This is a genomic window from Nocardia asiatica NBRC 100129, from assembly GCF_000308415.1.
Taxonomy (GTDB): Bacteria; Actinomycetota; Actinomycetes; order Mycobacteriales; family Mycobacteriaceae; genus Nocardia; species Nocardia asiatica.
Genome location: NZ_BAFS01000136.1, coordinates 1 through 23,974, shown reverse-complemented (window position 1 = coordinate 23,974; position 23,974 = coordinate 1). Strand labels below are relative to the sequence as shown.

23 protein-coding genes are annotated in these 23,974 nt (G+C 69.2%); 7 read left to right on the top strand and 16 right to left on the bottom strand.

Translation table 11 applies throughout. The features are described from left to right. Positions 1–179 precede the first annotated feature (179 nt). The 3 genes from ON27_RS13105 to ON27_RS13095 form a co-directional block, all read right to left on the bottom strand. Positions 180–833, bottom strand: coding sequence for a VOC family protein (locus tag ON27_RS13105; protein WP_043725270.1), 654 nt, complete (start codon positions 831–833; stop codon positions 180–182). Positions 834–936: 103 nt separating this feature from the next. After that, on the bottom strand, positions 937–1,230 hold the full coding sequence (locus ON27_RS13100; RefSeq protein WP_043725268.1) for a hypothetical protein: 294 nt from the start codon (positions 1,228–1,230) through the stop codon (positions 937–939). A gap of 199 nt (positions 1,231–1,429) precedes the next feature. Then, positions 1,430–2,062, bottom strand: a complete 633-nt coding sequence (locus ON27_RS13095) for a PadR family transcriptional regulator (protein ID WP_083887540.1) — start codon at positions 2,060–2,062, stop codon at positions 1,430–1,432. Positions 2,063–2,185: 123 nt separating this feature from the next. Between ON27_RS13095 and ON27_RS13090 the strand changes: the two genes are divergently transcribed. Genes ON27_RS13090 through ON27_RS13080 form a run of 3 tightly spaced genes read left to right on the top strand, consistent with a single transcriptional unit; the run spans position 2,186 to position 5,235 of the window. Beyond that, complete coding sequence (locus ON27_RS13090; RefSeq protein WP_043725267.1) at positions 2,186–2,602, top strand: nuclear transport factor 2 family protein; 417 nt, start codon at positions 2,186–2,188, stop codon at positions 2,600–2,602. Next, positions 2,599–4,086 carry a phytoene desaturase family protein gene (locus tag ON27_RS13085; protein ID WP_043725266.1) on the top strand — a complete coding sequence of 496 codons (1,488 nt, stop codon included), beginning with the start codon at positions 2,599–2,601 and terminating at the stop codon, positions 4,084–4,086. The genes ON27_RS13090 and ON27_RS13085 overlap by 4 nt, the downstream gene beginning before the upstream one ends. 12 nt (positions 4,087–4,098) lie before the next feature. Beyond that, a complete protein-coding gene (locus ON27_RS13080; protein ID WP_043725263.1) occupies positions 4,099–5,235 on the top strand; it encodes a 2Fe-2S iron-sulfur cluster-binding protein in 1,137 nt (378 codons plus the stop codon). Here the strand turns inward: ON27_RS13080 and ON27_RS13075 are convergent. After that, the gene (locus ON27_RS13075; protein ID WP_051046501.1) at positions 5,210–6,436 is read right to left on the bottom strand and encodes an MFS transporter; all 1,227 of its coding nucleotides are present in this window, start codon (positions 6,434–6,436) and stop codon (positions 5,210–5,212) included. The genes ON27_RS13080 and ON27_RS13075 overlap by 26 nt on opposite strands. A gap of 55 nt (positions 6,437–6,491) precedes the next feature. Between ON27_RS13075 and ON27_RS13070 the strand changes: the two genes are divergently transcribed. Beyond that, a complete protein-coding gene (locus ON27_RS13070; RefSeq protein ID WP_043725261.1) occupies positions 6,492–7,034 on the top strand; it encodes a CGNR zinc finger domain-containing protein in 543 nt (180 codons plus the stop codon). Between the two features lie 19 nt (positions 7,035–7,053). On the opposite strand, the gene ON27_RS13065 is transcribed toward ON27_RS13070, so the two are convergent. Beyond that, positions 7,054–7,497, bottom strand: coding sequence for a TIGR03618 family F420-dependent PPOX class oxidoreductase (locus ON27_RS13065; protein WP_043725257.1), 444 nt, complete (start codon positions 7,495–7,497; stop codon positions 7,054–7,056). Positions 7,498–7,741: 244 nt separating this feature from the next. After that, entirely contained in the window at positions 7,742–8,941 is a 1,200-nt protein-coding gene (locus ON27_RS13060; protein ID WP_043725254.1) for an esterase/lipase family protein, read from the bottom strand. Positions 8,942–9,301: 360 nt separating this feature from the next. Between ON27_RS13060 and ON27_RS13055 the strand changes: the two genes are divergently transcribed. Both ON27_RS13055 and ON27_RS13050 read left to right on the top strand, forming a co-directional pair. Beyond that, complete coding sequence (locus ON27_RS13055; RefSeq protein ID WP_051046500.1) at positions 9,302–9,901, top strand: YdcF family protein; 600 nt, start codon at positions 9,302–9,304, stop codon at positions 9,899–9,901. A 44-nt stretch (positions 9,902–9,945) separates the two neighbouring features. Beyond that, a complete protein-coding gene (locus tag ON27_RS13050; protein ID WP_043725251.1) occupies positions 9,946–11,010 on the top strand; it encodes a fused (3R)-hydroxyacyl-ACP dehydratase subunits HadA/HadB in 1,065 nt (354 codons plus the stop codon). Here ON27_RS13050 and ON27_RS13045 read toward each other — a convergent pair whose 3' ends face one another. The 4 genes from ON27_RS13045 to ON27_RS13030 are packed head-to-tail and all read right to left on the bottom strand — an operon-like array spanning position 11,011 to position 15,083. Further along, positions 11,011–12,063 carry an LLM class flavin-dependent oxidoreductase gene (locus tag ON27_RS13045; RefSeq protein ID WP_051046499.1) on the bottom strand — a complete coding sequence of 351 codons (1,053 nt, stop codon included), beginning with the start codon at positions 12,061–12,063 and terminating at the stop codon, positions 11,011–11,013. Positions 12,064–12,102: 39 nt separating this feature from the next. After that, positions 12,103–13,101, bottom strand: coding sequence for an alpha/beta hydrolase (locus ON27_RS13040; protein WP_245559928.1), 999 nt, complete (start codon positions 13,099–13,101; stop codon positions 12,103–12,105). A gap of 29 nt (positions 13,102–13,130) precedes the next feature. Then, positions 13,131–14,081 carry an acyl-ACP desaturase gene (locus ON27_RS13035; protein ID WP_043725282.1) on the bottom strand — a complete coding sequence of 317 codons (951 nt, stop codon included), beginning with the start codon at positions 14,079–14,081 and terminating at the stop codon, positions 13,131–13,133. Between the two features lie 57 nt (positions 14,082–14,138). Then, positions 14,139–15,083: an RsbRD N-terminal domain-containing protein gene (locus ON27_RS13030; RefSeq protein ID WP_245559927.1), complete on the bottom strand. Its 945-nt coding sequence runs from the start codon at positions 15,081–15,083 to the stop codon at positions 14,139–14,141. A 645-nt stretch (positions 15,084–15,728) separates the two neighbouring features. On the opposite strand from ON27_RS13030, the gene ON27_RS13025 reads away from it, so the two are divergent. After that, positions 15,729–17,279, top strand: coding sequence for an acyl-CoA carboxylase subunit beta (locus tag ON27_RS13025; RefSeq protein ID WP_043725243.1), 1,551 nt, complete (start codon positions 15,729–15,731; stop codon positions 17,277–17,279). Positions 17,280–17,494: 215 nt separating this feature from the next. On the opposite strand, the gene ON27_RS39835 is transcribed toward ON27_RS13025, so the two are convergent. From ON27_RS39835 to ON27_RS12995, 6 genes are all read right to left on the bottom strand, one after another. After that, positions 17,495–18,076, bottom strand: coding sequence for an Rv1733c family protein (locus ON27_RS39835; RefSeq protein WP_157227172.1), 582 nt, complete (start codon positions 18,074–18,076; stop codon positions 17,495–17,497). Then, positions 18,058–18,717, bottom strand: a complete 660-nt coding sequence (locus ON27_RS13015) for a TetR/AcrR family transcriptional regulator (RefSeq protein WP_043725240.1) — start codon at positions 18,715–18,717, stop codon at positions 18,058–18,060. The genes ON27_RS39835 and ON27_RS13015 overlap by 19 nt, the downstream gene beginning before the upstream one ends. A 200-nt stretch (positions 18,718–18,917) precedes the next feature. Further along, a complete protein-coding gene (locus ON27_RS13010; protein ID WP_051046497.1) occupies positions 18,918–19,862 on the bottom strand; it encodes a Sco1979 family transcriptional regulator in 945 nt (314 codons plus the stop codon). Positions 19,863–19,949: 87 nt separating this feature from the next. Further along, a complete protein-coding gene (locus ON27_RS13005; RefSeq protein WP_051046496.1) occupies positions 19,950–20,894 on the bottom strand; it encodes a Sco1979 family transcriptional regulator in 945 nt (314 codons plus the stop codon). Positions 20,895–21,215: 321 nt separating this feature from the next. Beyond that, on the bottom strand, positions 21,216–22,280 hold the full coding sequence (locus ON27_RS13000) for a fused (3R)-hydroxyacyl-ACP dehydratase subunits HadA/HadB (RefSeq protein WP_043725238.1): 1,065 nt from the start codon (positions 22,278–22,280) through the stop codon (positions 21,216–21,218). Positions 22,281–22,465: 185 nt separating this feature from the next. Beyond that, the gene (locus tag ON27_RS12995) at positions 22,466–23,869 is read right to left on the bottom strand and encodes a lipase family protein (RefSeq protein WP_043725234.1); all 1,404 of its coding nucleotides are present in this window, start codon (positions 23,867–23,869) and stop codon (positions 22,466–22,468) included. Between the last annotated feature and the right edge of the window lie 105 nt (positions 23,870–23,974).

Sequence of the window (23,974 nt, the reverse complement as noted above, 5' to 3'; positions counted from 1 at the left end):
TCTCGACACCGCCACCCGAAAAATCGCGCGTTTTCGCTTGTGACGTCAGTCACACCACGCCGCATGGCGACGTCCCGGCGCAGGCCTTTCCGCTCGGCGGACTGTCGATCGCGCAGTGAACACCGCAGAACTGCCGGGATCGCGCGTGGCACGGGCCGAGGCACGTCCCGAGCGCTCGGTCAGGCGTCGGACCGGCCGGATGTCGACTCGGCGACCTCCCATGCGAACCCGTCCGGGTCGGCGAAAGACCCGATATCGCCGCCGATGACGATGCGATGCGACCCACTGCCTTCCGGTGACACGCCGGCATCCTTGGCGGCGGCGCGGCGGCCGTAGAGCGCCAGCTTGACCGACGACGGCGGGGCGTCGAACTCGACGTACTTGCTGCCGAAACTCTTCGCCACCGTCAGGCCACGGTCGAGGTAGAACTGCTTGGTCGCCTTGACGTTGTCGACGCCGAGGAGCACCACGAGATCGTCGACCTCCCGGGTGGCCGGCCCGGTGTCCTTCTTCGATGACGTCGCGATCTTCCAGATCGCTCCGTCCGGCGCCTGGACGACGCCGCCGTAACCCCAGAAGCTCTTCTTGGCCGGCTTCAGCGTCGTCGCGCCCGCACCGACTGCGGTGCCTACGAGGCTGTCGACGGCGCTCGGCTGCGACACCACGAGCGACAGGATGTAGCCGCGGAACCCGTTCGTCGGCGCTTCCGAGGCGCGCACGCGCACCTTGCCGCCGAGCCCGAACGCGGCGGCGTAGAAGGTCTCGGCGGCCTCCGGATCGGACACCTCGAGGGTGACGGACTCGATGGTGGGCTGATCAGTGGTGATGTTCATGCCGGTAACGCTAAGTGCCGCGCTGTAGCCGACGCTTCTCGATTCCTGATCGGTATGGCTGACCGCCGCTCGCCCGATGGCAACCGGGGCGTCGGTTCCCGGTTCAGGATTCCGGCGGGAGCAGGGGCGAGCTGAAGACTTCTTCCAGCGGGGTCGGGCCGGTGTATCGGCGGCAGTTGCAGCCGACCCACTCTCGCAAGCCGTGCGTGCCCTTCCTGGAGATCTCGGCGTGGCACTTACTCGTCGCGCGGTCGTGCAGCGACAGATCGTGGCCGCAACCGCAGCGAGCGGGCAGTTTCTCCCCCGACCGGGATCGCCGCCGATGCCCGAACCGGCCGCACACCCAACCGGCACCGACGAGACCGGCGCCGACGGCGAGGCTCAAGGGATCCAACATAATTGCAGTATACGTATACGCATAGCTGCGGTCCTGTGAATCGCGCCGTCCGTCTCAGCCGACGGCAGCCCCATCGCCCTCCCGGCGATGGACAACTCCGGAACTGCCGATGAGTCCGAGCGAGAACTCGCCGCCCTGCGGGCAGCCTTCCTACAGGTACAGGCCGGCGAGGAGGCCACCCGAGCCCGATGGCGGCGCTTCAGGAAGCGGCGATCGGGTCCGACTCGGCGGCTCCCGACGAGCGCGAGTCGGCACCGGGGCGGCGCTGCTCGGCATGCGCCGCCATGCGCCGGTCGATGACGGAGAGGGCGAACGCGCTCCAGCGAATGTTCTCCTGCTCGAACGAGATTCCGCGCAGCAGGGTGAGGTACGGGCCGATACGTTCGGTCTCGGCCAGGTAGGCCGGTTCACTGCGACCGTCCAGCAACCGCGAGCGCAAGCGTTCGTAGCGGGCCAGTTTCGCCTTCGACCAGTCCATTCGCTCCGCGACGGCGGCGCGGACGGCGGGCGCGTCCTCGACGTCCATCCCCTGCACCTTGACCATCATCTCGTCGCGGATGGCGGTGGGCTTGGCGGGCTCGGCGATGAACTCGCGCAGCGCCGCCCGGCCCGCGGCGGTGATGGCGTGCAGGCGCTTGTTGGGGCGGCGCTCCTGCTGCACGACCCTGGTGTCGATGAGTCCGTCGGCGGCCATCCGGTCGAGCTCCTTGTACAGCTGCTGCGGCGTGGCCATCCAGAAGTTCGCGACCGAAGCGTCGAAGCTCTTGGCCAGGTCGTACCCGGACGCCTCGCCCTCCAGGAGCGCGGCCAGTACCGCGTTGCGTAGCGCCATCGCCCCAGGTTAACACAGGACACGAATATTCAACTTGTTGTCCTTACCGCCCTAGACATCACCGATGAACCGGCGCTAATGTCCGAGACACATACTCATATAATTGACTATGAAAGGTGCGACATGCATCCCTTTCGCGAAGCCGTCGAAGCGCGTGACGAAGCGGCCATCGAGGCGCTGCTCGCCGACGATGTGGTGTTCACCAGCCCAGTGGCGTTCAAGCCGTACCCGGGCAAGGCGATCACCGCGGCCATCCTGCGTGCGGTGATCCGGGTCTTCGAAGACTTCCGATACGTGCGCGAGATCGCGGACGCGGGCGGCCGCGACCACGCTTTCGTCTTCGAGGCCACCGTCGACGGCAAGCAGTTGACCGGATGCGATTTCCTGCACTTCGATGAGCACGGCAAGATCGATGACTTCATGGTGATGGTGCGCCCGCTGTCGGCCGCGCAGACGCTGGCCACCCGGATGGGCGAGCAGTTCGAACGCATCACCGCCGAAGCCGCCGCACAGCTCGAGCGTGAGGCGACCGGAGCGTGAGCGACTACGACGCCATAGTCATCGGCGCGGGCAATGCCGGGCTGACGGCCGCGGCCACCCTGCAGCGTGCCGGCGCGCGGACGCTGCTGCTGGAGCGGCACAACGTCCCCGGCGGCTGTGCGACCTCCTTCCGCCGCGGCCGGTTCGAGTTCGAGGTCGCCTTGCACCAGCTCTCCGGAGTCGGTGTCGAAGGCCAGCCGATCTCGTTGCGAGAGGGACTTTTCCAGCAGCTCGGCATCGCGGGCGAGCTGGACTTCGTCCAGGAGCACGACCTCTACCGCGCGGTGGTTCCCGGACTGCTCGACCTCACCCTCCCCGCCGATTGGGACGCCGCGATCGACGCTGTCGACAGCGCGTTCCCCGGCAACCGCGACCGGACGGCGAGATTCTTCGAACTGGTCAAGCAGGTGACGTTCTGGCAGATCGCCGCCATGCGTGGCATGCCGGTGGCGCAGATCGATCCCGTGCTGTTCACCCACGGTCTGCGACCCGTGAAGGACGTGCTCGACGAGTACTTCGACGACGACCGCGTCAAAGTCGCGCTCGGCATGTACTGGACCTATCTCGGGCAGCCGCCGTCCAAGCTGCGGTTCCAGGATCTGGCGCTGACGTTGTTCGCCTACTTCGAATTCAAGCCGTGGCATGTGCGCGGCGGGTCACAGGCGATGTCGACCGCCATTCTCGGCGCGTTCCGCCGCGCGGGCGGCGAGGTGCGGTTCAACACCGGCGTCGAGGCCGTTCTCACCGCGAACGGCCGGGTACTGGGCGTGCGGCTCGAGGACGGCTCGGAGGTTTCCGCACCCGACGTGGTGTCCAATGCTTCCTTGCCCGTCACCTACGGGATGCTCGAGGGACTCGACGTGCCTGCCGCGATTCGCGGTGACCTGGCCACCAGGCGGATCGGCGTCTCCGGGTTCGTGCTCCACATGGGATTGGACGCCACACCCGCCGAACTCGGGTTCACCACCAGCACCACCTTCGTGAACGTCGACACCGATGACGACCGCACCTACGACGCCTGGCGCTCGTTCGAGCCCGCGCGCGGCATCTGCGTGAGTTCCTACGACGTCGCGCCCATCGGTTTCGCGCCCGCCGGCGCCACCCATGTCAGCCTGATGACGCTGCAGTACGCCGACATCTGGCGCGACACGACTCCCGCGCAGTACGCGCACGCCAAGTTCGCCTACGCCGAGACACTGCTCGACCTGTGCGAGACCATCACTCCCGGCATCCGCGACGCCATCGAAGAAGTGGACGTGGCCACGCCGTTGACGATGATGCGCTACCTCGGCCATCCCGGCGGGGCCATCTACGGCTACGACCAAGACGCGACCGAGAGCTGGCTGTTCCGCAACAGCGAACGCGAAACCCATGTTCCCGGACTGCATGTGGCCGGTTCCTGGGCCGGGATCGGCGGATTCCAACCCACCCTCGAAGCAGGCGCGCGCGTCGCCCGCCGCTTGTTGCGCGGCAGAGCCGCCTGAACGGAGCAGACCATGAAGCATCCCTTCGCGGATCAATTCGGCGGCGCGGCGCAGATCCTCGCCGAAATCGAGGCACGCGTCCCCGACGCACGCGACCACCACGCCGAAACCCGCGCCACAGTCGAGACCTTCCACCCCAAGCGGCTGAAGCTCGTCGTCGCGGAGATCGTCGATGAGACGGCGTCCACCAGAACCTTTCGGCTCGAGGGCTTGGACCGAGTGGCGCTGCCACCGTTCCTCGCCGGTCAATACGTCAACGTCTTCGCCGACGGCACCAGCCGCCCCTACGCCATCTCCTCCTCCCCTGCCCTGCTCGACCACTACGACCTCACCGTCCGCCGCGTCTCCGGCGGGCGCGTCAGCAATCTGCTCCTGGACACACTGCGGGTCGGCCAGGTTCTCACCACCACCGGCCCGATGGGCACCTTCCACCACAACCCGCTGTTTCACGGCGACGACGTGGTGTTCCTGGCCGGCGGCTCCGGCGTCGCCCCGGCCATGAGCATGATCCGCGACATCGTCGACCACGGTCACGACCGCGCCTTCCACCTGATCTACGGCTCCCGCCACGCCACCGACGTGATCTTCCGCGCCGAACTGGACGAGCTCGCCGCCCGGCATCCCGGCGTCACCGTCGACCACGTCATCGCCGAACCCGGCACCGACTGGAGGGGCCACACCGGCCTCCTCACCGCCGCCACCATCCAGGCCCTCGTAGGCGACCTCGACGGCCGCACGGTCTACGTGTGCGGACCGCGAGCGCTCTACCCGCACGCCCTCGAACAACTCACGTCGCTCGGCCACCCACGCAAGCGAATCCGGTTCGAAGCCAACGGCGCACCCAGCGACCCCACTGTCCAATCGCACTGGCCTGCCGGCGCCGACCCGGCCGGGAAGGTGACCGTCACCGTCGGCGGCACGTCCTTCCGTACCCCTCGCAACCGTCCACTGCTGGACGCGCTGGAGGACAACGGCATTCGGCCCGAAGCCGCGTGCCGCTCCGGCGAATGCAGCCTGTGCCGGATCCGGATCGTCAAGGGCGAAGTGCACACCGCCGAGGAGGCCCGGCTCCGGCTGTCCGACGAGAAGTCCGGTTACACCCACTCCTGCGTGGCCTACCCGATCAGCGATGTGGAGATCGACCTGTGACCACTGGATCGCGTCTCGGCTCCTGGAGATGACGGCGAAGCGCGTGGCCGACGGCGGTGGCGACGGCGACGAGGACCGGGACGAGCAGTAGCGCTCGCGGCAAGCCACCGGCCTCGGCGGCGAAGCCGATCGCCGGTGGCGCCAGCAGGATGCCGCCGTAACCGAGGGTGGTCGCCACCGCCACGCCGCTCGCACCCCCGCGCGTACCCGCGGCTCCGACCGCCAGCGGAAAAAGGTTCGCCAGCCCGAGCCCGGCGACGCCGAGACCCGCCAGCGCGAGCCATGGAGACGAGGTCAGGGCAGCGAGCGCGGTCCCGACACAGGCGACGACGCCACCGATTCGCAAGACGGCCGCGGGCCCGGCCGCGGTGACGAGCGCGACCCCGGCCACCCGGCCCACCGCCATGGCGGCCTGGACCGTTCCGTACCCGGCCGCCGCCAGCCCCTCGCCCGCTCCCAGATCCGTACGCAGATGCAGCGGCACCCAGTTGTCCAGACCACCTTGCGCGAAGGCGGCGCACAGCCCGACCACACCGAACGCCACCACGATCCACGGCGAGCGATCACCGCGCGCCCACGGCGACAGCGCCGGGGGGACCGGATCGGCAATCAGCACCCACCCGGCCACCACGGCCGCCACCACACCCAGCGGGGCCACCCACAGCAGGTGCTCGGCCGGCGTCAGCCGCGCGGCGAGCACGCCACCCGCGCCCGCCCCCGCCAGGCTGCCCAGGCTGTTGGCCGCGTGCATGGCGGGCAGCAGCGGGCGATCCAGCGCGGCCACCAGGTCGACGGCCACCGTGTTCACGGCGACGTCGAGCGCGCCGAAGGCCACGCCGAAGACGGTCAGCGCCGCCGCGAGCTGCGGCACGGACAATGCCAGGGGCGGCAGCACGACCGCCGCCGACAGCATCCCGGCCGAGACGGCTGCCACGCGGGCGCTACCCCAGCGGCGGCAGATCACGCCGCCGGCCGACATCGTCGCCACCGCCGCGACCGACATGGCCAGCAGCGCGAGTCCGAGTTCCCCGGGAGTGGCGTGCAGACGCTGCGCCACCGCGGGAATGCGCACCGCCCATCCCGCGAAGACGAACCCGCCGAGCGCGAACAACACCGCGACCGCGCCCCGGGCGCGCCGCAGCGGAAGCGGGCCCGTCCGCCGCGTGGGCACGGACCGCTCGGACACTCTGTTACCGGTCATACATTTGAACGGTAAACGTAATGCCGTTTACTGGTCAACAGCTACACTGGTAAACATGGCGGGGACGAGCAGCGCACCCGGGACCCTGGAGCAGGTCCGGGCCTTCCTGAACACCTGGCGGTTGCCGCACGAGACCCGCACGCCGGTCGACGATCTCCCAGCGCTGGTCACGCGAGCAGCGGACTGGCACAGCGTCCTGCCGGACATTCCGCGACCGCGCCCGCACGACGTGGACGAACTGCTGGCGCTGCGCACCGATCTGCGCGCGGCACTGGGCCATTGCGCACCGACCGAGCTGCGCGCATGGCTGGAACGGCATCCGGTGCACGTGACCGTCGGCGACGAAGCGCAACCGCTGCGCTACCGCCCCGGCGATCGCGGCGCGGCGGCCGCGATCGTCGCGTTGGTCGCCGCCGCGATCGCGGGGCAGCAGTGGGCCCGGCTCAAATCGTGCCCCGACTGCCGCAACGTCTTCTACGACCACAGCCGCAACCGCAGCCGCACGTGGTGCTCTATGTACGCCGAAACTCCCGACGGCCGCGCCTGCGGCAGCATCTCGAAGGTACGGGCATATCGGAAACGTCAGCGCGGCAACTGATCACGGCGGGGTTGTCCGGTCAGCCGTTGCCGTAGACGCGATCCGGCACGACCAGCACCACCGCACGGCGCTCGGCGGCCATCACGCGGTCGTACTCGTCCCAGTCCTCGTGCACGCCGCCGGCGGCGGTGAACACCTCACGCAGCAGTAGTCGCAGCCGCTCGGCATCGAGGCCGGCAGCGGGGTCGTCCGGGCCGGCGATCCACACCGGCCCCTCCACGGCGGCCCACTGCCAGCCGACGCGGACCACGACCGTCATCCGCGGCCGGGCACGAAGGTTGTCCAGTTTGCGGGCATCGCCACGCACCACCATCGCGACCACCTCCGCACCCGTCTTCGGATGCGTCGTAACACCCGCGTTGACCAGCGACGACTGAATCGTGTTGTCGGCACGCAAGGTGGAGACGACACAGAGTCCGTGGTCGCCTGTGATCAGCCGGGAGAAGTCCGCGAGATCGGTCACGGCGACAGTCTACGGAGCGGTCCGCACCCGCCCGGTACACGCCGATGCCCACCGAGCGGCGGGTGCGAGGGTCCGCTCGGTGGGCGCACCACCACGCGCCGGGGACGTGCGCGCCGAGACGGAGGCGGGTTGAGGGATTCCGTCCGGCGGGCAGGAACGCATGGTGGTCGGTGCTTCCGTCGAGCGAGCGTGCGAAGTAAGGGCACACGCCGCGCCGCTCGACGGAAACAGGTCTATCCGGAGATCACAGCGAGCCCCCGCCCCCGAGCAACCAGGGGTTGAAGGTGCATTCCAGATTCGGGTGACCGGCGGGATCGAGCGCGCGCAACGCGATCGACAGCGCCCGTGGCGAATACATCATCGTGAGGTGATCGGACACGTCCTGCTCGCATCCGTCCTGCAGGGTGATGTTCTGCACCGTCACGCCGGGCGCCGCTTTCAGGAAGGTCAGGTCGTAGGGATTGGTGATCTCGTCGTAGCGGGTGCCGACCACGGTGTAGTCGACGCCGGAAACGGTGTCGCCGTTCTCGTTGAGCTTGTTGACGAAATCCGAGCCGATGGTCTGCTGGATGCCGGCGTGCCCGACGAAGATCTCGATGAAACCGAGGATGTCGATACCGAAGTTGTTGATCGCCCGGCCCAGCGCGCCGATGCCGACCAGGCTGGTGCCGTGATGCGTCGCGCCATAGGTGACCAGGTTCTTCACCTTGGCCGCGCCACCCTCGAACTTGGTGTACCAGTTCGACATCGACCCGCCCTGCGAATGCGCGACGATGTCCACCTCCGGCGCCCCGGTCGCGGCCAGCACCCGGTCGACGAACGTGGCCAGCTGCTTGGCCGAGTCCTGGATGTACCCGGTACCCATCACGCCCGGCAGCACCGAACCGAGACCGCCGCCCTCGAGCAGATTCGACCGGCCGTAGTTGAAGGTGAACGCGCAGAATCCGGCGTCTTTGATGGGCTGGCCCATGTAGGCGAAGCCGTTGTAGGCGTTCATCCAGGTGCCGTGCACCAAGACCACCGGGCGCGGATGCTCGGCAGTCGGTTTGCAGCTCCAGTCGTTGGTTCCGGGCGGCGCCACGTCGGGATGGGTCAGCCCGTAGCCGAAGGCGGCCAGCCACGAGGTCATCGGCGGGCCGTAACCCACGGTGTCGCTGGCGTAGCCGCCGGAGGACCCCGAGCTGCTGCCCGAACCGCCGTAGCAGTCGCCGGACCCGTTGCCCGAACCCGCGCCGCTGCCCGAGGTGCACGCCGAGCCGGTGCCCGCGCTGCCCGAATCCGCCACCGGCGCCACTTTGCGGCCCGCCGCGATGTAATCGGCCAACTGCTGCTCGCTCGGCGGGGTCTCCGGCGCCGCATTCGCGCCGGTGGCGCCGACGGCGAGCACCGACACGCTCAGCAGCACCGCCGCCAGGGACGCGCGCCCGTAGGTACTTCGTTTCATTGGTTGCCTTCCTGCAGAACCACAGTGTTCGACGACCGGCGCCGTTTTCGCTGGTAGACGGCACCGAAGCTGCGCCAACGCTAGAACCGGAAAAGGCGGCCGCCCACGCGGAACGACTGGATCTGGAGACCTCACGAACGCGTTTGTCACGGGCTAGGGATACGGCACAAAAGGGTGCGGAAAAGACAATTCACGCAATTCGGCGGACAGTTCAGGTAGCACAAGCCGGCGGCGTGGAAACGGTGAATTATCCAGATCACCAAGAGGTTACGGTTCCGCAACGGCCCGCGGCCGCATCATGGATGCACGCCGCACCCCAGCCATCGGTGGCCATCCGATGGCTAACCGCTGGGAGATCTCTTGTCCGTCAACCTGGTTCCGCTCGCCCGCACCTTGCTGGGCGCGGTGGCCGTCACCGCCGCGCTCACCCACCTGCCGCACGCCTCGGCGGACAGCACGGGTTCCGCCGACGCTGGTCCCGCGACCGCCGTCGGACCGGCGCGCGTCCCGGCTCCGGCGGTACACGGACCCGTCACCGCCATCGTCGTGCTCGGCTACGGCCTGCTGCCCGACGGCGGGATGCGCCCGGAACTGATCGACCGTCTGCACGCCGGGTATCTGCAGGCCCTGCTGGCGCCCCTCTCACCGATCATCGTAACCGGCGGAAACGCCCGCAACGGCGTCACCGAGGCGCGGGCGATGGCCGACTGGCTGAGCGCCCGCGGCCTCCCCGCTGCCCGGATCCATCTCGAACCGGAGGCCGACACGACCGCGCAGAACGCCACCCGCTCGGCCACGATCATGCGCGCGATCGGTGCGCGCGACGCCGTGGTGATCACCTCGGCCGACCACATCGACCGGGCGGTGGGCACCTTCCACGACGCCGGGGTGTCCGTCGTCGGCACCGTGACCCCCGAGCAGGTGCCCCCGCAGATCTGGCGGTTCGGCCCGCTCGCCTGACGAGAGCCGCTGTCCGCCACCGTTTTCGCAATACAGGAGCAACCATGAACGAGACCGCGGTGAATCCGGCCGATCAGGCGAGGTCGCTGGTCGACCACCGTTACCGTTCCACTTTTCGGTACGAAGTGGAACGGGAAAAGATCCGCGAATTCGCCCGTGCCGTCCAGGATGCCCATCCGGCGCATCACAGCGAGGCCGCTGCCGCCGAACTCGGCTTTTCCGGGCTCGTCGCGCCCGCCACATTCAGTTCGATCATCCTCACCCGGGTGCACCGTGAAATACTTGACACGCTGATCACCGGCTACGACCCGACCCGGATTCTGCACGCGGACCAGGTTTTCGACTTCGGCAGGCCGCTGGTGGACGGCGACCGCCTGACCTGTGACATCTATTTCGAATCGTTCCGGCACTTCGGCGACTACGACGTCCTCGCGGTCAAGAGCGTGCTCATCGACCAGCACGGCGCGGTGGCGCAAACCGGATCCAGCGCGCTGCTCGCCCGCGTCGGCCCGCGCGATGCCGAATTGGCCGACGCCGTGCGCAGAGTCGCCATGGGCGATCGAGTGTCCGACGCACCGCGTCGAGCCGGGGGCAACCCCGTGGTCCCGGCTGCCGCCGACCATCTCTCACCGACGCCCACCGGCCGGTCGCCGCGACCGGTCGTCGACTTCGCCGATCTCGCGGTGGGCGCCGAACTGCCCGCCCGCACCGTTCGGCTGTCCCGCGGCGACCTGGTCAACTACGCCGGCGTGACCGGCGAATCCAATCCGGTGCTGTTCGACGAGCGGGTCGCGCTCGCCAGCGGCCTGCCGACCGTGGTCGCGCCCGGCATGCTGAAACTGGGCCTGGCCACGTCGTTCCTCACCTCCTGGCTCGGCGACCCCACGGCGGTCACCCGATTCCGCGCGCAGTTCGCGCACAATACGCACTACTTGCGCATACCGCCGTTGGGCACCGGGACGATCCAGTTCCGCGGCCGGGTCACCTCGGTCGATGCGCGCAGGCGGCGGGCGACCATCGCGGTCGACGCCCGGGCCGACGGGCGCAAGCTGTTCGGCTACGCCGCCGCCGAAGTGCAGTTCCCGCAGGCAGTTACGTCCGGCGCCTGATCAGGCTGCCGTACCGGGCCGCGCGCCGACTCGCTCGAGCTCCCCCGGCGACCCGTGCGCCAGACCGGCGACCAGCGCCAAGCGGCGATGCGACGCCAGCCGCGCGCCGCGATCGTAGGTGCTGGTGTGGACGAGGATCTCGTCGGCGCCGGTCCGGCCGACCAGCCGCTCCAGCTGATCGGCGACCTCGTCCTCGGTGCCGTACAGATGGCCCTGCAGTCCTTCGTCGAAGATCCGGCGCTCCCGAGCGGTCATGGTGAGCGTCTCGATCTCCGCGGGCGGGATCAGCGGCGGAAACTCGCCTCGGGTGCGCGCGTAGGCGGCCGACCAAGCCTCGGGCAGCAGCAGCCGGTGCGCCTGCGCGGCGGTGTCGGCGATCACGATCGATGCGGAGACCACCACGTAAGGTGCCGCGCCCGGCAAGGAAGGACGAAACTCCGCGCGATAGCGATCGATGGCCTCGACCATGCGGTCCTCGCCACCGACCGCGGCGATCACCAGTGGCAGCCCGAAGCGGGCCGCGCGCTCGGCGCCGGACCCGGTCGCCAGCAGGAAGGACGGCACCCGCAGCCCTTCGGCCGGCCACGCGTGCACGCCGTGGTTGCCCGCGGCGAAGTAGGCCAGCAACTCGGTGAGCTGGGCATCGAAGTCCTGCGCGGCTCGCTTGTCGTGCCCGAGCGCACGCCGCACGCCGTCGGTGAAGCCGACCGAGCGGCCCAAGCCCATGTCGATGCGTCCCGGATACAGCGACTCCAGCACTCCGAACTGTTCGGCGACCACCAGCGGCTGGTGGTTGGGCAGCATCACCCCGCCCGTGCCGATCCTGATCCGGGAGGTCGCGGCAGCGGCGGCGGCCGCGAGCACGGTGGGCGCCGAACCCGCCACGCCGGGCACACTGTGGTGTTCGGCGACCCAGAAGCGGTGATAGCCCCACTCTTCGGCGAGCCGGGCGAACTCGACGGTCTCCCGCACCGCGGCGGGGCGGCTCTGGCCGCGCCGGACGCGCGAGCGGTCGAGAACGGAGAACGGGAGAGAGGACAGCGCCGCGGACACAGTAGTGTCAACGCACGGGCGCCCGTTCGATTCCGCCGCTCAGGAGGACTCGGCCACGCCCAGCGCCCGGGCCAGCACCTTCCACGCTTTCGGCAGCTGCGTCTGGAAGTCCGGCCAGGTGTGCATCCCCTCCGCGGTGTACTCCACGGTGGCGGGAATCCTCAGCTCGTTCAGGCGCGCGACGAACCGCTCGGTGCAGGCACGGGCGCCCGCCTCCAGCGCCGCGCCGCCACCCGCCGTCCGCAGCGCCTCCGCGATCGTCGGCGAGTTCGCGACCGCCACCAGGTCCGCGCCGGTCGGCAGCCCCGTCGCCGCCGAAAGGTAGATCGCGGTGTCGCGCAGCGATTCCGCGTGCAGCAGGCTGTCGTGCGCGGCCCATTCCGGTGAGGTCGGCGGGCCCCAGAGATTCTCGACGTTGCCGCCGCGGGAGGCCACCGTGATGGTGGTGACCGCGTGACCGAGCGGGTCAGCGGTCGAATAACACCCGCTCAGCCCCGCCACCGCCCGGTACCAGCCCGGGTGGCGCTGAGCGAGCATCATCGCCGCCTGCGCGCCCATCGAGACACCGGCGATGGCGCGGCGCCCGTCGGTGCGCAGCAGGGATTCCACAATGGGCGGAAGCTCGGTGGTGAGGAACGTCTCCCAGCGATTGAGCCCCAGTGCGGAGTCGTGCCGGGCCCAGTCGCTGTACATGCTGCCGGTGCCGCCGCCGGTCAGCACCACGTCCACCGGTTTGCCCGCGAAGAACTCGGCGGCGCCACCCTTGGTGAGCCACGCCGAGGTGGCGTCGCCGTCGACGCCGTCGAGCAGATACAGCACCGGGCGCGGCGCGGCGCCGCTGCCGCGCAGCACGTCGACGGTGATGATCCGGCGCATCGCCGCGGAGGCGATGGACAGCCGTTCCCGACCGGGACCGACCCGATCGATCGAGAGCAGCCCCGTCCGGGTCATAGCCGGATCGACCGCGGGCGGCGGCGGGGCCGGGGGCACCGGATCGGCCGGTACGGGGGCAGCGGCGGTCACGGCGATGAGGGCCATCGCCGCCACGGTGATCGGTACGCGCGGGTTCATCCTGCCGCGGCAGCCCGTTCCGCTTGTCTGGCCGCCGCGCGCTCGCGCTGCTCCTCGAACCGTCGCGCTCGGGCCTCCAGGTCCTCGAGGTAGGCGTGCAGCTCGTCGCGGGCGCGTTCGCCGTCACCGGTCAGATCGGCGCGTTCGAAGACCCGCCACGCCCGCAGCACCGGCCGCACGACCACGTCGAGATGCTGGCGCAGGTCGTAGATGCCGTGCTTGGCCAGCAGCACCGCGTTGCGCCGGAAATCGGGCTGGGTGAGCCCGGGCATCTGGAAACGGGTGACCACGCTGGTGATCGCGCGCAGCGCTTCGTTCGGGACCAGGTCCAGGGCGGCGGCGCTGATATTCCGGTAGAAGATCATGTGCAAGTTCTCGTCGGCGGCGACTCGCTGCAGCATACGCTCGGCGATCGGATCCTCGCAGGCCGTTCCGGTGTTCCGGTGACTGATCCTGGTCGCCAGCTCCTGCAGTGTGACGTAAGCCACCGAGCGCAGGAACACCTGCTCGGTATCGGGTTTCGCGAAGCCCGTGGTCATGTGCGCCATTCTCGCCCGCTCCAGCAGCACCGGATCGACCGCGCGGGTAACGACCAGATAGTCGCGCATCACGATGGCGTGGCGATTCTCTTCGGCGGTCCACCGGCCCACCCAGGTGCCCCATACCCCGTCCAAGGAGAACGATTCCGAGATCTCCCGGTGATACGCGGGCAGATTGTCCTCGGTGAGCAAATTGGTGATCATCGCTGTCTGCGCCACCTCGGAGAGAGCGGATTGCCCCGGCTCCCAGTCGATTCCGCCGAGGGCTGCGAAATTCCGTCCGTCGTCCCACGGCACGTAATCGTGCGGGTGCCATGACTTCGCTTTGCGGAGATGGTCGTTGAGCAGGCGTTCGGCAGTGGGCTCCAGCTCGCGCAGAATATCGCGATCGGACAAGGCGGTGGACACTTGCACTCCTTTGCACACCCTCGAGATCAGGGCACATCCGACGATAGCGGCGAAGGTTCAGGCCGAACGGCCGATCACCTGATCGTTGGGCGAGGTGACGATGGCCATGTGGCCCGGCTGGGGCAGTTCACAACCCGGCGTTTCACCCACGTCGGCCACCTGATACAACCCGGCGGGCCGACCCGCCGCCCGCAACCGGTCCAGCAGATCGTGGGCGCGTCCGGCCAGTTCGGGAATGCGGGCGGTGCGCCCCGCGGCCACCGCGGCGGTCAACGGCACCTCGGCGGCCTCGCCGACGATGGCCAGCACCTCCTCGGTCATGCTGAACATGCCGGTGCGCGCGGGCACGTCATCGATCGGCACCAGCACCGTGCCGCCCGCGGCGGACAGCACCGACAACGCCCGGGAGCCGAGCGGACCGGCCAGCGCGGCCTGGACTCGGCGGAGCTTGCGCCGGGCCGCGTCCGCGCCCGCGCCGGGTCTTCGCTCGTCCGGATGCGCGGGAATGCCCAGCGCCACCACCTGGTACGACCGCGCGATCGGGATGCCCGTCGCCCTGGCGAGTTCGCCGACCGCGTGTCCGCCGAGCAGGGCGGAGACCAAGGTCTGGGCGGCGGTCTGATGCTCCCGCGCGACCGTGCGGTGCTCGTCCACATAGGCCGTCGACGCGGCCATGGTCACCATCTCCAGAACGTGCACCGCGAGCCGGGCGCCCTCGAGAAACCGATCGGTCTGCTCGCCCGCGACTTCCGCGGCGAGGAATTCCAAGCTGTTCCGGATTTCGTCGTGATACGCGCCGAGCACCGTTTCCAGCGCGATGCCCTCGCGCGCCCAGCGCGAGGCGAAACCGGCGATCTCCGGCGGCCGGCCCGTCGCGGGCGACGGACGCGGAGCGAACCGTTCGACGGCGGCCGCCAGACAGTTCCGCGCCGTGGTCGCGACATCGCCGGACGCGGCATGGCCGGAATGCTCCGCGAGGTGTGCGACGAGTTTCGATGTCAACGTCTCGGTACTCGTTCTCGGCTGACTACCCATCATGCCTCCCGAAGGTTAGCGACGGATCGTGATGGAATCGATATATGTTCGGCCTAATCAGGTAAGTCATCAGCGGCCGCCCGACCCGTTGGGCGGAATCACAAGTGTCGGAGTGGCTTTCGGCCGGTCCGCATCCGGCATGGGATGAAAGTGCGGCGGTGCCGTAATTTTCGGTCCTGTGGCGGCTCCCGCACGCACCGCATTCCGAAGTATCGGATCAATTCCGGCCGTCTCGGCCCGCGCGGACTTCCGAGTATCGGATCAATCCCGACCGCCTCGAACGCCCCAAGTATGTGACGCAGCGCCGTCCGCGCATTTCCGGCGCTGCGTCGAGATCACCCTAGATCCGTTCGCCCCGCCCTGAGAAGCCCTCGCCAACGCCCTCGGGACGGTTCATCGGACCCCGTGCCCGCGGTTGGGACCTTGCACAAATCGTGTCACCGACGCGCGGCAGCAGGGTACCGGTGTCCTCCGCCGAGAGCTGGGAGAGTAAACCTGTGAGTTGTCCCAGGAGATTCTTCTGAACGGCTGTGCGGCGGACAGCACCGCCGATAGCATCGAACGCCGCGCTGCCGCACGGCGTCGCGACGAGTTCGAAGGGCCACACCATCAATGAGCGGTACGCGAGAAAAGCTGGACGAGCTGCGGGGACTCCTGGAGCTCGCCGAGGAACCAGCCGGCGAGACCGGCATCGCGAAACGCAAGAGCAAGGGCATCCCCAGCGCACGGGAACGGGTGCGCGCGCTGCTCGACCCGGGCAGTTTCGTCGAGATCGGCGCCCTGGTGCGCCAGCCCGGCACCCCCGGAGCCATGTACGGCGACGGTGTGGTCACCGGTCGCGGCCGGATCGACGGCAGACCCGTCGTGGTGATCGCGCACGACCAGACCGTCTTCGGCGGCTCGGTCGGTGAGATGTTCGGCCGCAAGGTCGCCAAGGCGCTGGACTTCGCCACGGCCAACGCGTGCCCGGTGGTCGCGATCAACGACTCCGGTGGCGCCCGCATCCAGGACGCGGTCACCTCCCTGGCCTGGTACGCGTTGATGAGCCGCCGCCAGGAGCGGCTGTCGGGCTTCGTGCCGCAGGTGTCGATCATGCTGGGCAAGTGCGCGGCCGGATCGGTCTACGCACCGGTGAACACCGACATCCTGATCGCGACCGAGAAGTCGTACATGTTCGTCACCGGCCCGGAGGTGATCAAGGAGGTCACCGGCGAGGAGGTGACCATGGAGGAGCTGGGTGGCGCGCAGGCGCAGGCGGCCAACGGCACCATCCACCACGTCGCCGCCACCGAGCAGGAGGCGTTCGACTGGGCCAGGACCTACCTGAGCTATCTGCCGTCGAGCTGCCTGGAATCGGGCCCGGTCGTCAACCCGGGACTGGAGCCGCAGGTCACGCCGCACGATCTGGAATTGGACGCGATCGTGCCCGATTCCGATCGGGAGGGCTACGACATGCACGAGATCCTGCTGCGCCTGTTCGACGACGGCGACTTCCACGAGATCAGCGCGGGCACCGCGCAGAACCTGATCACCGGTTTCGCCAGGGTGGACGGGCGCAGCGTCGGGGTGGTCGCGAACCAGCCCTTGGTGCTCGGTGGCGCCATCGACGCGAAATGCTCGGACAAGGCGACGCACTTCATCCGGCTGTGCAACGTCTTCGGATTGCCGCTGATCTTCGTCGTGGACACTCCCGGTGTGCTGCCCGGCGTGGAGGAGGAGCGCAGCGGGGTGATCAAGCGCGGCGGGCGGTTCTTCCGTGCGGTGATCGAGGCGACCGTGCCGATCGTGACCGTCGTGGTCCGCAAGGCCTACGGCGGCGGCTACGCGGTGATGGGGTGCAAGCAGCTCGGCGCCGACATCAGCCTGGCCTGGCCCACCGCGCGCATCGCCGTGATGGGCGCGGAGAGCGCGGTGAGCATCGTCGGAAAACGCCGGCTCGCCGAAGTGGCTCCCGACCAGCGCGCGGCCGTGCGCGAGTTCATGATCGAGCAGTACAACGCGACCGTCGCCACCCCGTGGATCGCCGCCGAACGCGGCTACATCGACGCGGTGATCGAGCCCTCGCAAACCAGGCTGGAGATTCGCCGCGCGCTGCGCCTGCTGCGCGAGAAAGAGGCGAGCGCCGAGTCGAACCCGCGCAAGCACAGCCTCTACCCGGTCTGAGCCGACCTGGGTCGCCTGGGTTGTGTCACAACGTCACCGGGGCTTCGGTGGTGCGATCTCCGGCGATCGGCGGGGAATCGGGCGGCCCGGCCCGCCGATGCCTTAATCTCGGGGGCAGTGCCGGTCCGCTTCGTTCGCCGCGATGCGGTCCGGTACGCGACGTGCCCGCTGTGCCTGTTCCCTACCCTCGCCCGGCGGGCACGCCGCACCGCGCCTCAGCCGTGCCCCCAGGTGAGATCGGCGACCACCCATTCCGATTCCCACTGCCGCAGGCGCCGCCGGTCGAGTCCACGCCGCACCAGCAGGTAGCTGCCCGCGAGCACGACCGAGACGCCCAGCACCGCACCGGCGGTGAGCATCACCGCCTTGCTGGCGGGCTGGGTGGCCGAGGGCGGCTCCACGATCGCACCGGCTTCGTTCAGCCAGAGCGGCACGGTGGAACCGGGCTCCACCACCGTGGTCGATTGATAGTCACCGGTGTGCTCCACACCCTCGGCGTCCTTCCAGGACACCCGCGCGGGCACCACCGGCGCGTACAGCGGGGCCTTCCCCGCTTCGATGACGGTGGCGTCGACTTGGCGCAGGCGCGCCGCCTCGGCTTGCACCGCGGCGGTTTCCACACGATAGACCCGGCCGCCGACGGTGACCGCCAGTAGAGGCACCACGATCAGGAACATCAGGGCGAGCAGGACCGCCACGCCGGTCTGCACCCGGTCTTCCGTGCGGCGCAGCGGGTTCCGGTCCAGACCGACGCGTCGGCACGTCCGGCGGTAGATGTTCACCGACGGGGTAGACATGACGGTGACTCCTCGTTACGGAATTCGGCGGTGAGGGTGACGAGGGTGTCGAAGAACTCTTCGACGAGGCCGGGCAGGCCCATCGGGTCCGGGCCAGCCGCCCAGCTCTGCAGCGCCGCGAGCAGCATGCCGGCGCCTGCGCCCACCGCGACGGCCGGACGCGGATCGGTCAGCGGATCGACCTCCAGCCGCGCGGCGATGATCCGGACCGACTCGCGCTGCCCATCGATGCGGATGCGCTGATAACCGGCGAACAATTCGGGTTCGTCGTCGAAGCGCTGGAACAGGGCCCAGCGGCGGGCCAGCAGCGCGGCGCGGGCGCCACCGTACTCGGTGGCGAGCCAGTCGTGGACGGCGTTGCGATAGGCGACCAAGGGCGGTTCGCCCCCTGGACGGCGGCGCAGCGCCTCGTTGAACAGGTGGACGTCCTGATCGACATCTCCGAGAATCGCCTCCTCGATGGAGGCGAAATGCCTGCTGAACGTGCGCCGGGTGACACCGGCCCTGAGCGCGATGTCCTCGACGGCCACCGCGTGCAGCCCCCGCTCGGTGAGCAGGTCGAACGCCGCGCGCGACAGCGCCTCACGGCTGCGCCGGGTGCGCAGCCGACGGCCGTCCAGACCGACACCGTCGTCGCTCATGGGGACATCATACCTTTTATTGTCCCGATGGGACAATACTTGGCCCGGCCCACGCATGCGCATCACCTCGCCGAGGAAGATGCCCAATCCCGGCGGGTCGAATCACGCGCCGCGTCGGCACTCGGCGTGTCGCGCCCGGCGCTTCGACCCGTGGGGGCCGATCCACCGGGCGGTGGGTCTCCCGCCTGGGCACGACCCGGTCATTCCGGCGCGCGATCCACCGGTTCGTCGACGGTCGGCCGGACGCCCTCCCGCAGGACCTGCAGCAACCCGCGGGAATGCTCCGGCGGAGGCGCGAGCACCAGAAGTTGGTTCAGCACCGCGTAATACACATCCAGATCGGCGATCTTGTCCAGATACAGCGCGCTGGTCAGCTGCTGGAGATAGACGATGTCGGGCAGATCGGACTCGGCGAAACGCAAGATGGTGAACGCCCCGTCGGTGAGCGCCGGGCCGCCCACGTCGTCGGGCAGGATCTGGACGGTGATGTTCGGCTGGGCTTCCACGCGCAGCATGTGGTCGAGCTGTGCTCGCCAGACGGTGGAACCGCCGATCCTGCGGCGCAACGCGGCTTCCTCGATGATCACCCACAGCTGGGGCGGGTGCGGGCCGGTGAGGATTTCCTGCCTGCGCATCCGCAGCGCGACACGACGTTCGATCGACTCCTCCGACTCGCCCGGATGCGACAGGGTGAGCAGCGCGCGAGCGTACTCCGGCGTCTGCAGCAGCTCCGGGACCGCCCGCGGTTCGTAGCTACGGATCCGGCGCGCCGCCTGTTCCAGCCCGAGATAAGTGTCGAACCACTTCGGCAGCCAATCGTTGTCCCGCGCCCACCAGCCCGAAGCGTTCGCCTGCCTGGCCAGCTCCAGGTATCGCTGTCGTTCCTCCGGGTCGGTCACCCGGTAGAGATCGAGCAGGTCGACCAGATCACGTTCCCGGCAGCCGGTGCGCCCGAGTTCCAGCCTGCTGATCTTGGAATGCGACCCCCGGATGGCCTCGCCCGCGTCTTCCCTGCTGAGTCCGCAGGACTCGCGCAGACGACGTAGGCGACCGCCCAGGACCATGCGCAGAACCGTCGGCCCGCCGCCGGACACCGGATTCGCACCGGCCGACCCGGCGTCTCGTCGAACCTTCGAAGCGCGCATGCCCCGAGTCTGCCATGATCACCCGACTGTCAGCTACGGCCGAAAGTCCCTGTAGCATCAGCGCTCCGGCCGGACACGGCCCGCCGGTCAGCGGTGGCCCGACGGCCGCTCCACGATGTGCGGCTCACGCTCGCGCAACGCCGCGACGAGTTCGCGGGTGTACTCCGGCGGCGCGGCGTGCACCGAGAGCAGGTTCGCCACCGCCCGGTAGGCCGCGAGATCGGCGTCCTTGTCCAGGTACAGCGCGCCGGTGAGCTGCTGGAGGTACACGATGTCGGGCAGATCCGCCTCGGCGAAGCGCAACATGGTGAACGCGCCGTCGGCCAGCGCGGGGCCGCCGACATGGTCGGCGAGCACCTGGACCGTGATGTTCGGCGCGTCCGCCGCCCGGAGCAGGTGCTCCAACTGGGCCAGCCACACCTGCGATCCGCCGATCCTGCGCCGCAGCGCGGATTCCTCGATGATCAGCCACAGCTGCGGCGGGTCCGGCCTGGTCAGGATCTCCTGACGGCGCATGCGCAAGGCCACGCGCCGCTGGATCGACTCCTCGTTCTCGTGCGGATGCGCGAGCACGAACAAGGCGCGGGCGTAGTCGGGAGTTTGCAGCAGCTCCGGGATCACCCGCGGTTCGTAACAGCGGATCAGCTGAGCGGCCTGCTCCAGCCCCAAGTAGGTGTCGAACCACTTCGGCAGCCAGTCGGTGTCGTGATGCCACCATCCCGAGGTGTTCGCCTGCTTGGCCAGGCGCTTGAATTCGGCGCACTCCTCCTCGTCGGTGACGCCGTAGAGCGCGAGCAGATCGACCAGATCTCGTTCCCGGAAGCCGGTACGCCCCAGTTCCAAACGGCTGATCTTGGAATGCGAGCCGCGGATCGCCTCGCCCGCGTCCTCCAGCGAGATACCGCACGCTTCACGCAGCCGCCGCATCCGCCCGCCGAGGATCATCCGCAAGGCGGTGGGGCCGCCCTCCGCCACCGGAGCCGTTCCGCGAGCGATGGATTCGTTCTGAGACCGCACTACCGAAGCACGCATGCACCGAGTCTCGCATGCGCCGCGCCCACATTCCAGCACCGCACCCGTCCGATCGCGGCGAACGCGCAGGTGTAAGCACATCCGCAAGATCATCGGCTCCCGCGTTGTTGACACCTGCTCGGCGCTGCCGAAGTCACCGGGACCTCCCGCAAGACCAGGCGATCCGGGCCGTTTTCGCCCCGGGTGACCGCTACCGTCGGCGCGTCCCCGTTCCGCGAGAGGGTCGACAACCATGCCGCTGATCACAGGGACCGGGCTGGGCCACGCCGCCGCCACGGCACTGGATCCCGCGCTTCCCCGCCGAGACCCGGGCAGGCCGGTTCAGCGCAGCAGCACGTCCGCCGTCGCGCGACCGAACAGTTTGCGCTCACCACAGGTCGCGGTCAACGCGATGGTGGCCGCACGACGCTCGGGATCCAATTGCTTGACGCGGCCCCGGAATTCGATCGCGCTCGCCTTGGCCGCCGCGACCGGGGCAAACCCGGCGAACCGCACCCCGTACCGCGTCACGGCGGCCGGATCGTCGAGCCACGAGGTGAGGTATCCGGCGCCGAGGCCCATCGTCAGCAGTCCGTGCGAAACCACGTCGGGCAGACCGGCACTGCGGGCGACCACGTCGCTGAAGTGGATCGGATTCGAGTCACCCGACACACCGGCGTAGTTCACCAGGTCACCGCGCGAGATCTGCACCGTGCGGGGCGCGAGCTCCATGCCGACGGACAAGTCCTCGAAAGCGGGAGCGGTTCGCGGCGTGCGCGGCTCGTCGGGCGAATCCGGCAGCACCGTCTCCTCGAAGCACTCGACCAGACCGCTGTCTTCGCCGGCCTTCCGCGCGGCCGCGGCGTCCGACCGGTCGGTGGCCGACTGCCCGGTCATGATCACGCCTTCCACCGCCGCGCGCAGATCGGCGGCGATGTCCACGCCCGTCTGCGCCACCGCGGTGGTGTGCGCGGTCTGCAACACTTCCTTGTACTGGTTGCTCAGCACGTTCTTGGTGACCATGAAGTCCTTGTCACCGAACTGCCGGAAAGACTCGATGTAGGAGTCGCAGCGCACCTCGTCGCCCGCGACCATCGGCCGATGCACCTGGATGGACTGCTCGGTCTGCAGCACCTGGCCGAGGTCGTAGCCGGTGAGCACGGACTCGAACATCTTGCGCTGCATCAGCATGAGGACGATCGAGGAGAACGTCAGCGGCGCGACGAGGCCGTCGAAGCCCAGCCGCACGGCGGCGTCCTCGTGCCGATGCGCCGGATGGCCGTCCTGCAGCGCTCGCGCGAACTCCCGGATCTTCTCGCGGCCCACCTCGTACGAGTCGGTCAGGCGGTAGTGCCGCCCGACCAGTGCCTTGGCTTGATCGGACGCGGTGGTCGTGATGTCGTTCATGAGCCTCTCTCGGGAATTCGGGCGTCACCCCGCCCAGACCGGCCCACCGTACCGAAGCCACGACGACGCCGCACAGCGCTCTCGCCAGATCTGGGCATACGACCGGCGGACCGAAGGGGGACACGATTCTCATCGCGAGCGCGGGCACACCGCGTTACCGGAGCCCTCCCGGCGCCGTCACCCGGTCAGCACTCGTCGGGCGCCCGAAACCCCTGCAGCCTGTCGTCCAGCCACATCATGGCTTCCGGATAGCCGAGCGCACCCGCGATGATGTGCTCACCGAGCACGCTACGGTACACCGCGGGCACCCCGAGGCGGCACTGCTCCAGATAGAGATTGCGCGCACCCTCGGCCGGGATCCAGAACTCCTGCTCTCCGTTGTAGATGAACAGCGGAGTCGCCGACCGCATCCCGGCCATCTTGGTCACCCGATAGATGTCCGCGGCCAGCGCCGAATGCAGCGGATCGGGGAAGTTCGCGGCGATGTCGATCGGCAGCATCAGCACGCCGATCGCTCCGTAGCTGCTGCCGCACATGTCCTTCACCGGTGAGATGGCCACCCACTGGGCGAGATTGTTCATCCGGGCCAGGATCTCCGGCCGCTCACGGCCGATCCCGAAGACCGCTCCCATGAAGATCGCCGAGGCGAGGTTGCCGTTCATACTGCGCGCCAGGATCTCGTAGTCGGCGGGCACACCGCCGAGTGCGGCGCCGACGATCACCTCCGCCAACTCCGGTGCGTAGTGGTCGATCAGCTTCACCGCCCCGTGCGTCGCGATCGCGCCGCCCGAGTATCCCGCGAGACCGAACCTGGCTGCGCCGAATTCCTCCGGCAACAGATTGCGCACCGCCCTGATCGAGTCGAGCACGGCGTGACCGGCCACGAACGGTTCGGCGTAGGCCATCGAGGGGCCCTCGTGGTCCGGGATCAGTACGGCGTAACCGCGCAGCGCCGCCACATGTGTGGTGGGTGGCAGGAAGTCGGTGAAGCTGGTGTCCGGATTGAGCCCGTGCGCCAGGGTGTATCCCGGTGTGCAGGTACGGCCGAGAGCGTCGATGGGCAGATTGTTCACCACCACCGGCCGGGGCCCGCGCCCCGGCCAGGGCTTCGCGGGAACGACAAGAGTCGCCGTGGCATAGGACGGCGCTCCGTGCGCGTCCGTCGTGCGGTACTTCACCAGCAGCGCGCGCTGGATCGGCATCAGCATCAACGGCGCGGTCGTCGCGCTCACGTCGCGCACTTCGATGACCTGCCCCTCGGGCAGTTCCGGCAGGTTCGCCGGCCACACGTCGAAGATCGGGTCGCCGACGGCGGCCGGCAGCGCGGCCGAGCGCAGCGCCGCCAGCGATGGTGACAGCGTGGTCGCCTCGTGCGTAGGCGAACTCGGTTCCGGCAGCGGCGTGATCGGCGGTGGCGGGATCATCTGGTCGATGAGCTGTTGCAGCCCGGGCAGCAGCCCACCCGGCGGCGGCAGCGTACCCGCCACGTCGGGCCGGGGCGGCGCGGGCGCCGGCTCCGCCGCGGCGGGGACAGCCAGGACCGAACTGGCGGCGAGCAATGCCACAGCAATGGCACGCGATACTCTCATAGCACACGCCTCTGGGTGCGAAACGGCAACGTCGTCTGGCACCCGGGCGCACTGGCCGCGACCGCCGAAATATCCCCTGTCAGATCGGGAGCCAGGACGTCAGGC

Bases quoted from the DNA above. Each gene is read 5' to 3' on its own strand.
- ON27_RS13000 (WP_043725238.1), bottom strand. From the start codon at position 22,280: ATGAACGACATCACGACCACCGCGTCCGATCAAGCCAAGGCACTGGTC.
- ON27_RS13095 (WP_083887540.1), bottom strand. From the start codon at position 2,062: ATGGCGCTACGCAACGCGGTACTGGCCGCGCTCCTGGAGGGCGAGGCG.
- ON27_RS13080 (WP_043725263.1), top strand. From the start codon at position 4,099: ATGAAGCATCCCTTCGCGGATCAATTCGGCGGCGCGGCGCAGATCCTC.
- ON27_RS39835 (WP_157227172.1), bottom strand. From the start codon at position 18,076: ATGTCTACCCCGTCGGTGAACATCTACCGCCGGACGTGCCGACGCGTC.
- ON27_RS13105 (WP_043725270.1), bottom strand. From the start codon at position 833: ATGAACATCACCACTGATCAGCCCACCATCGAGTCCGTCACCCTCGAG.
- ON27_RS13025 (WP_043725243.1), top strand. From the start codon at position 15,729: ATGAGCGGTACGCGAGAAAAGCTGGACGAGCTGCGGGGACTCCTGGAG.
- ON27_RS13005 (WP_051046496.1), bottom strand. From the start codon at position 20,894: ATGCGTGCTTCGGTAGTGCGGTCTCAGAACGAATCCATCGCTCGCGGA.
- ON27_RS12995 (WP_043725234.1), bottom strand. From the start codon at position 23,869: ATGAGAGTATCGCGTGCCATTGCTGTGGCATTGCTCGCCGCCAGTTCG.
- ON27_RS13040 (WP_245559928.1), bottom strand. From the start codon at position 13,101: ATGGCCCTCATCGCCGTGACCGCCGCTGCCCCCGTACCGGCCGATCCG.
- ON27_RS13060 (WP_043725254.1), bottom strand. From the start codon at position 8,941: ATGAAACGAAGTACCTACGGGCGCGCGTCCCTGGCGGCGGTGCTGCTG.
- ON27_RS13090 (WP_043725267.1), top strand. From the start codon at position 2,186: ATGCATCCCTTTCGCGAAGCCGTCGAAGCGCGTGACGAAGCGGCCATC.
- ON27_RS13100 (WP_043725268.1), bottom strand. From the start codon at position 1,230: ATGTTGGATCCCTTGAGCCTCGCCGTCGGCGCCGGTCTCGTCGGTGCC.
- ON27_RS13010 (WP_051046497.1), bottom strand. From the start codon at position 19,862: ATGCGCGCTTCGAAGGTTCGACGAGACGCCGGGTCGGCCGGTGCGAAT.
- ON27_RS13075 (WP_051046501.1), bottom strand. From the start codon at position 6,436: ATGACCGGTAACAGAGTGTCCGAGCGGTCCGTGCCCACGCGGCGGACG.
- ON27_RS13050 (WP_043725251.1), top strand. From the start codon at position 9,946: ATGAACGAGACCGCGGTGAATCCGGCCGATCAGGCGAGGTCGCTGGTC.
- ON27_RS13070 (WP_043725261.1), top strand. From the start codon at position 6,492: ATGGCGGGGACGAGCAGCGCACCCGGGACCCTGGAGCAGGTCCGGGCC.
- ON27_RS13015 (WP_043725240.1), bottom strand. From the start codon at position 18,717: ATGAGCGACGACGGTGTCGGTCTGGACGGCCGTCGGCTGCGCACCCGG.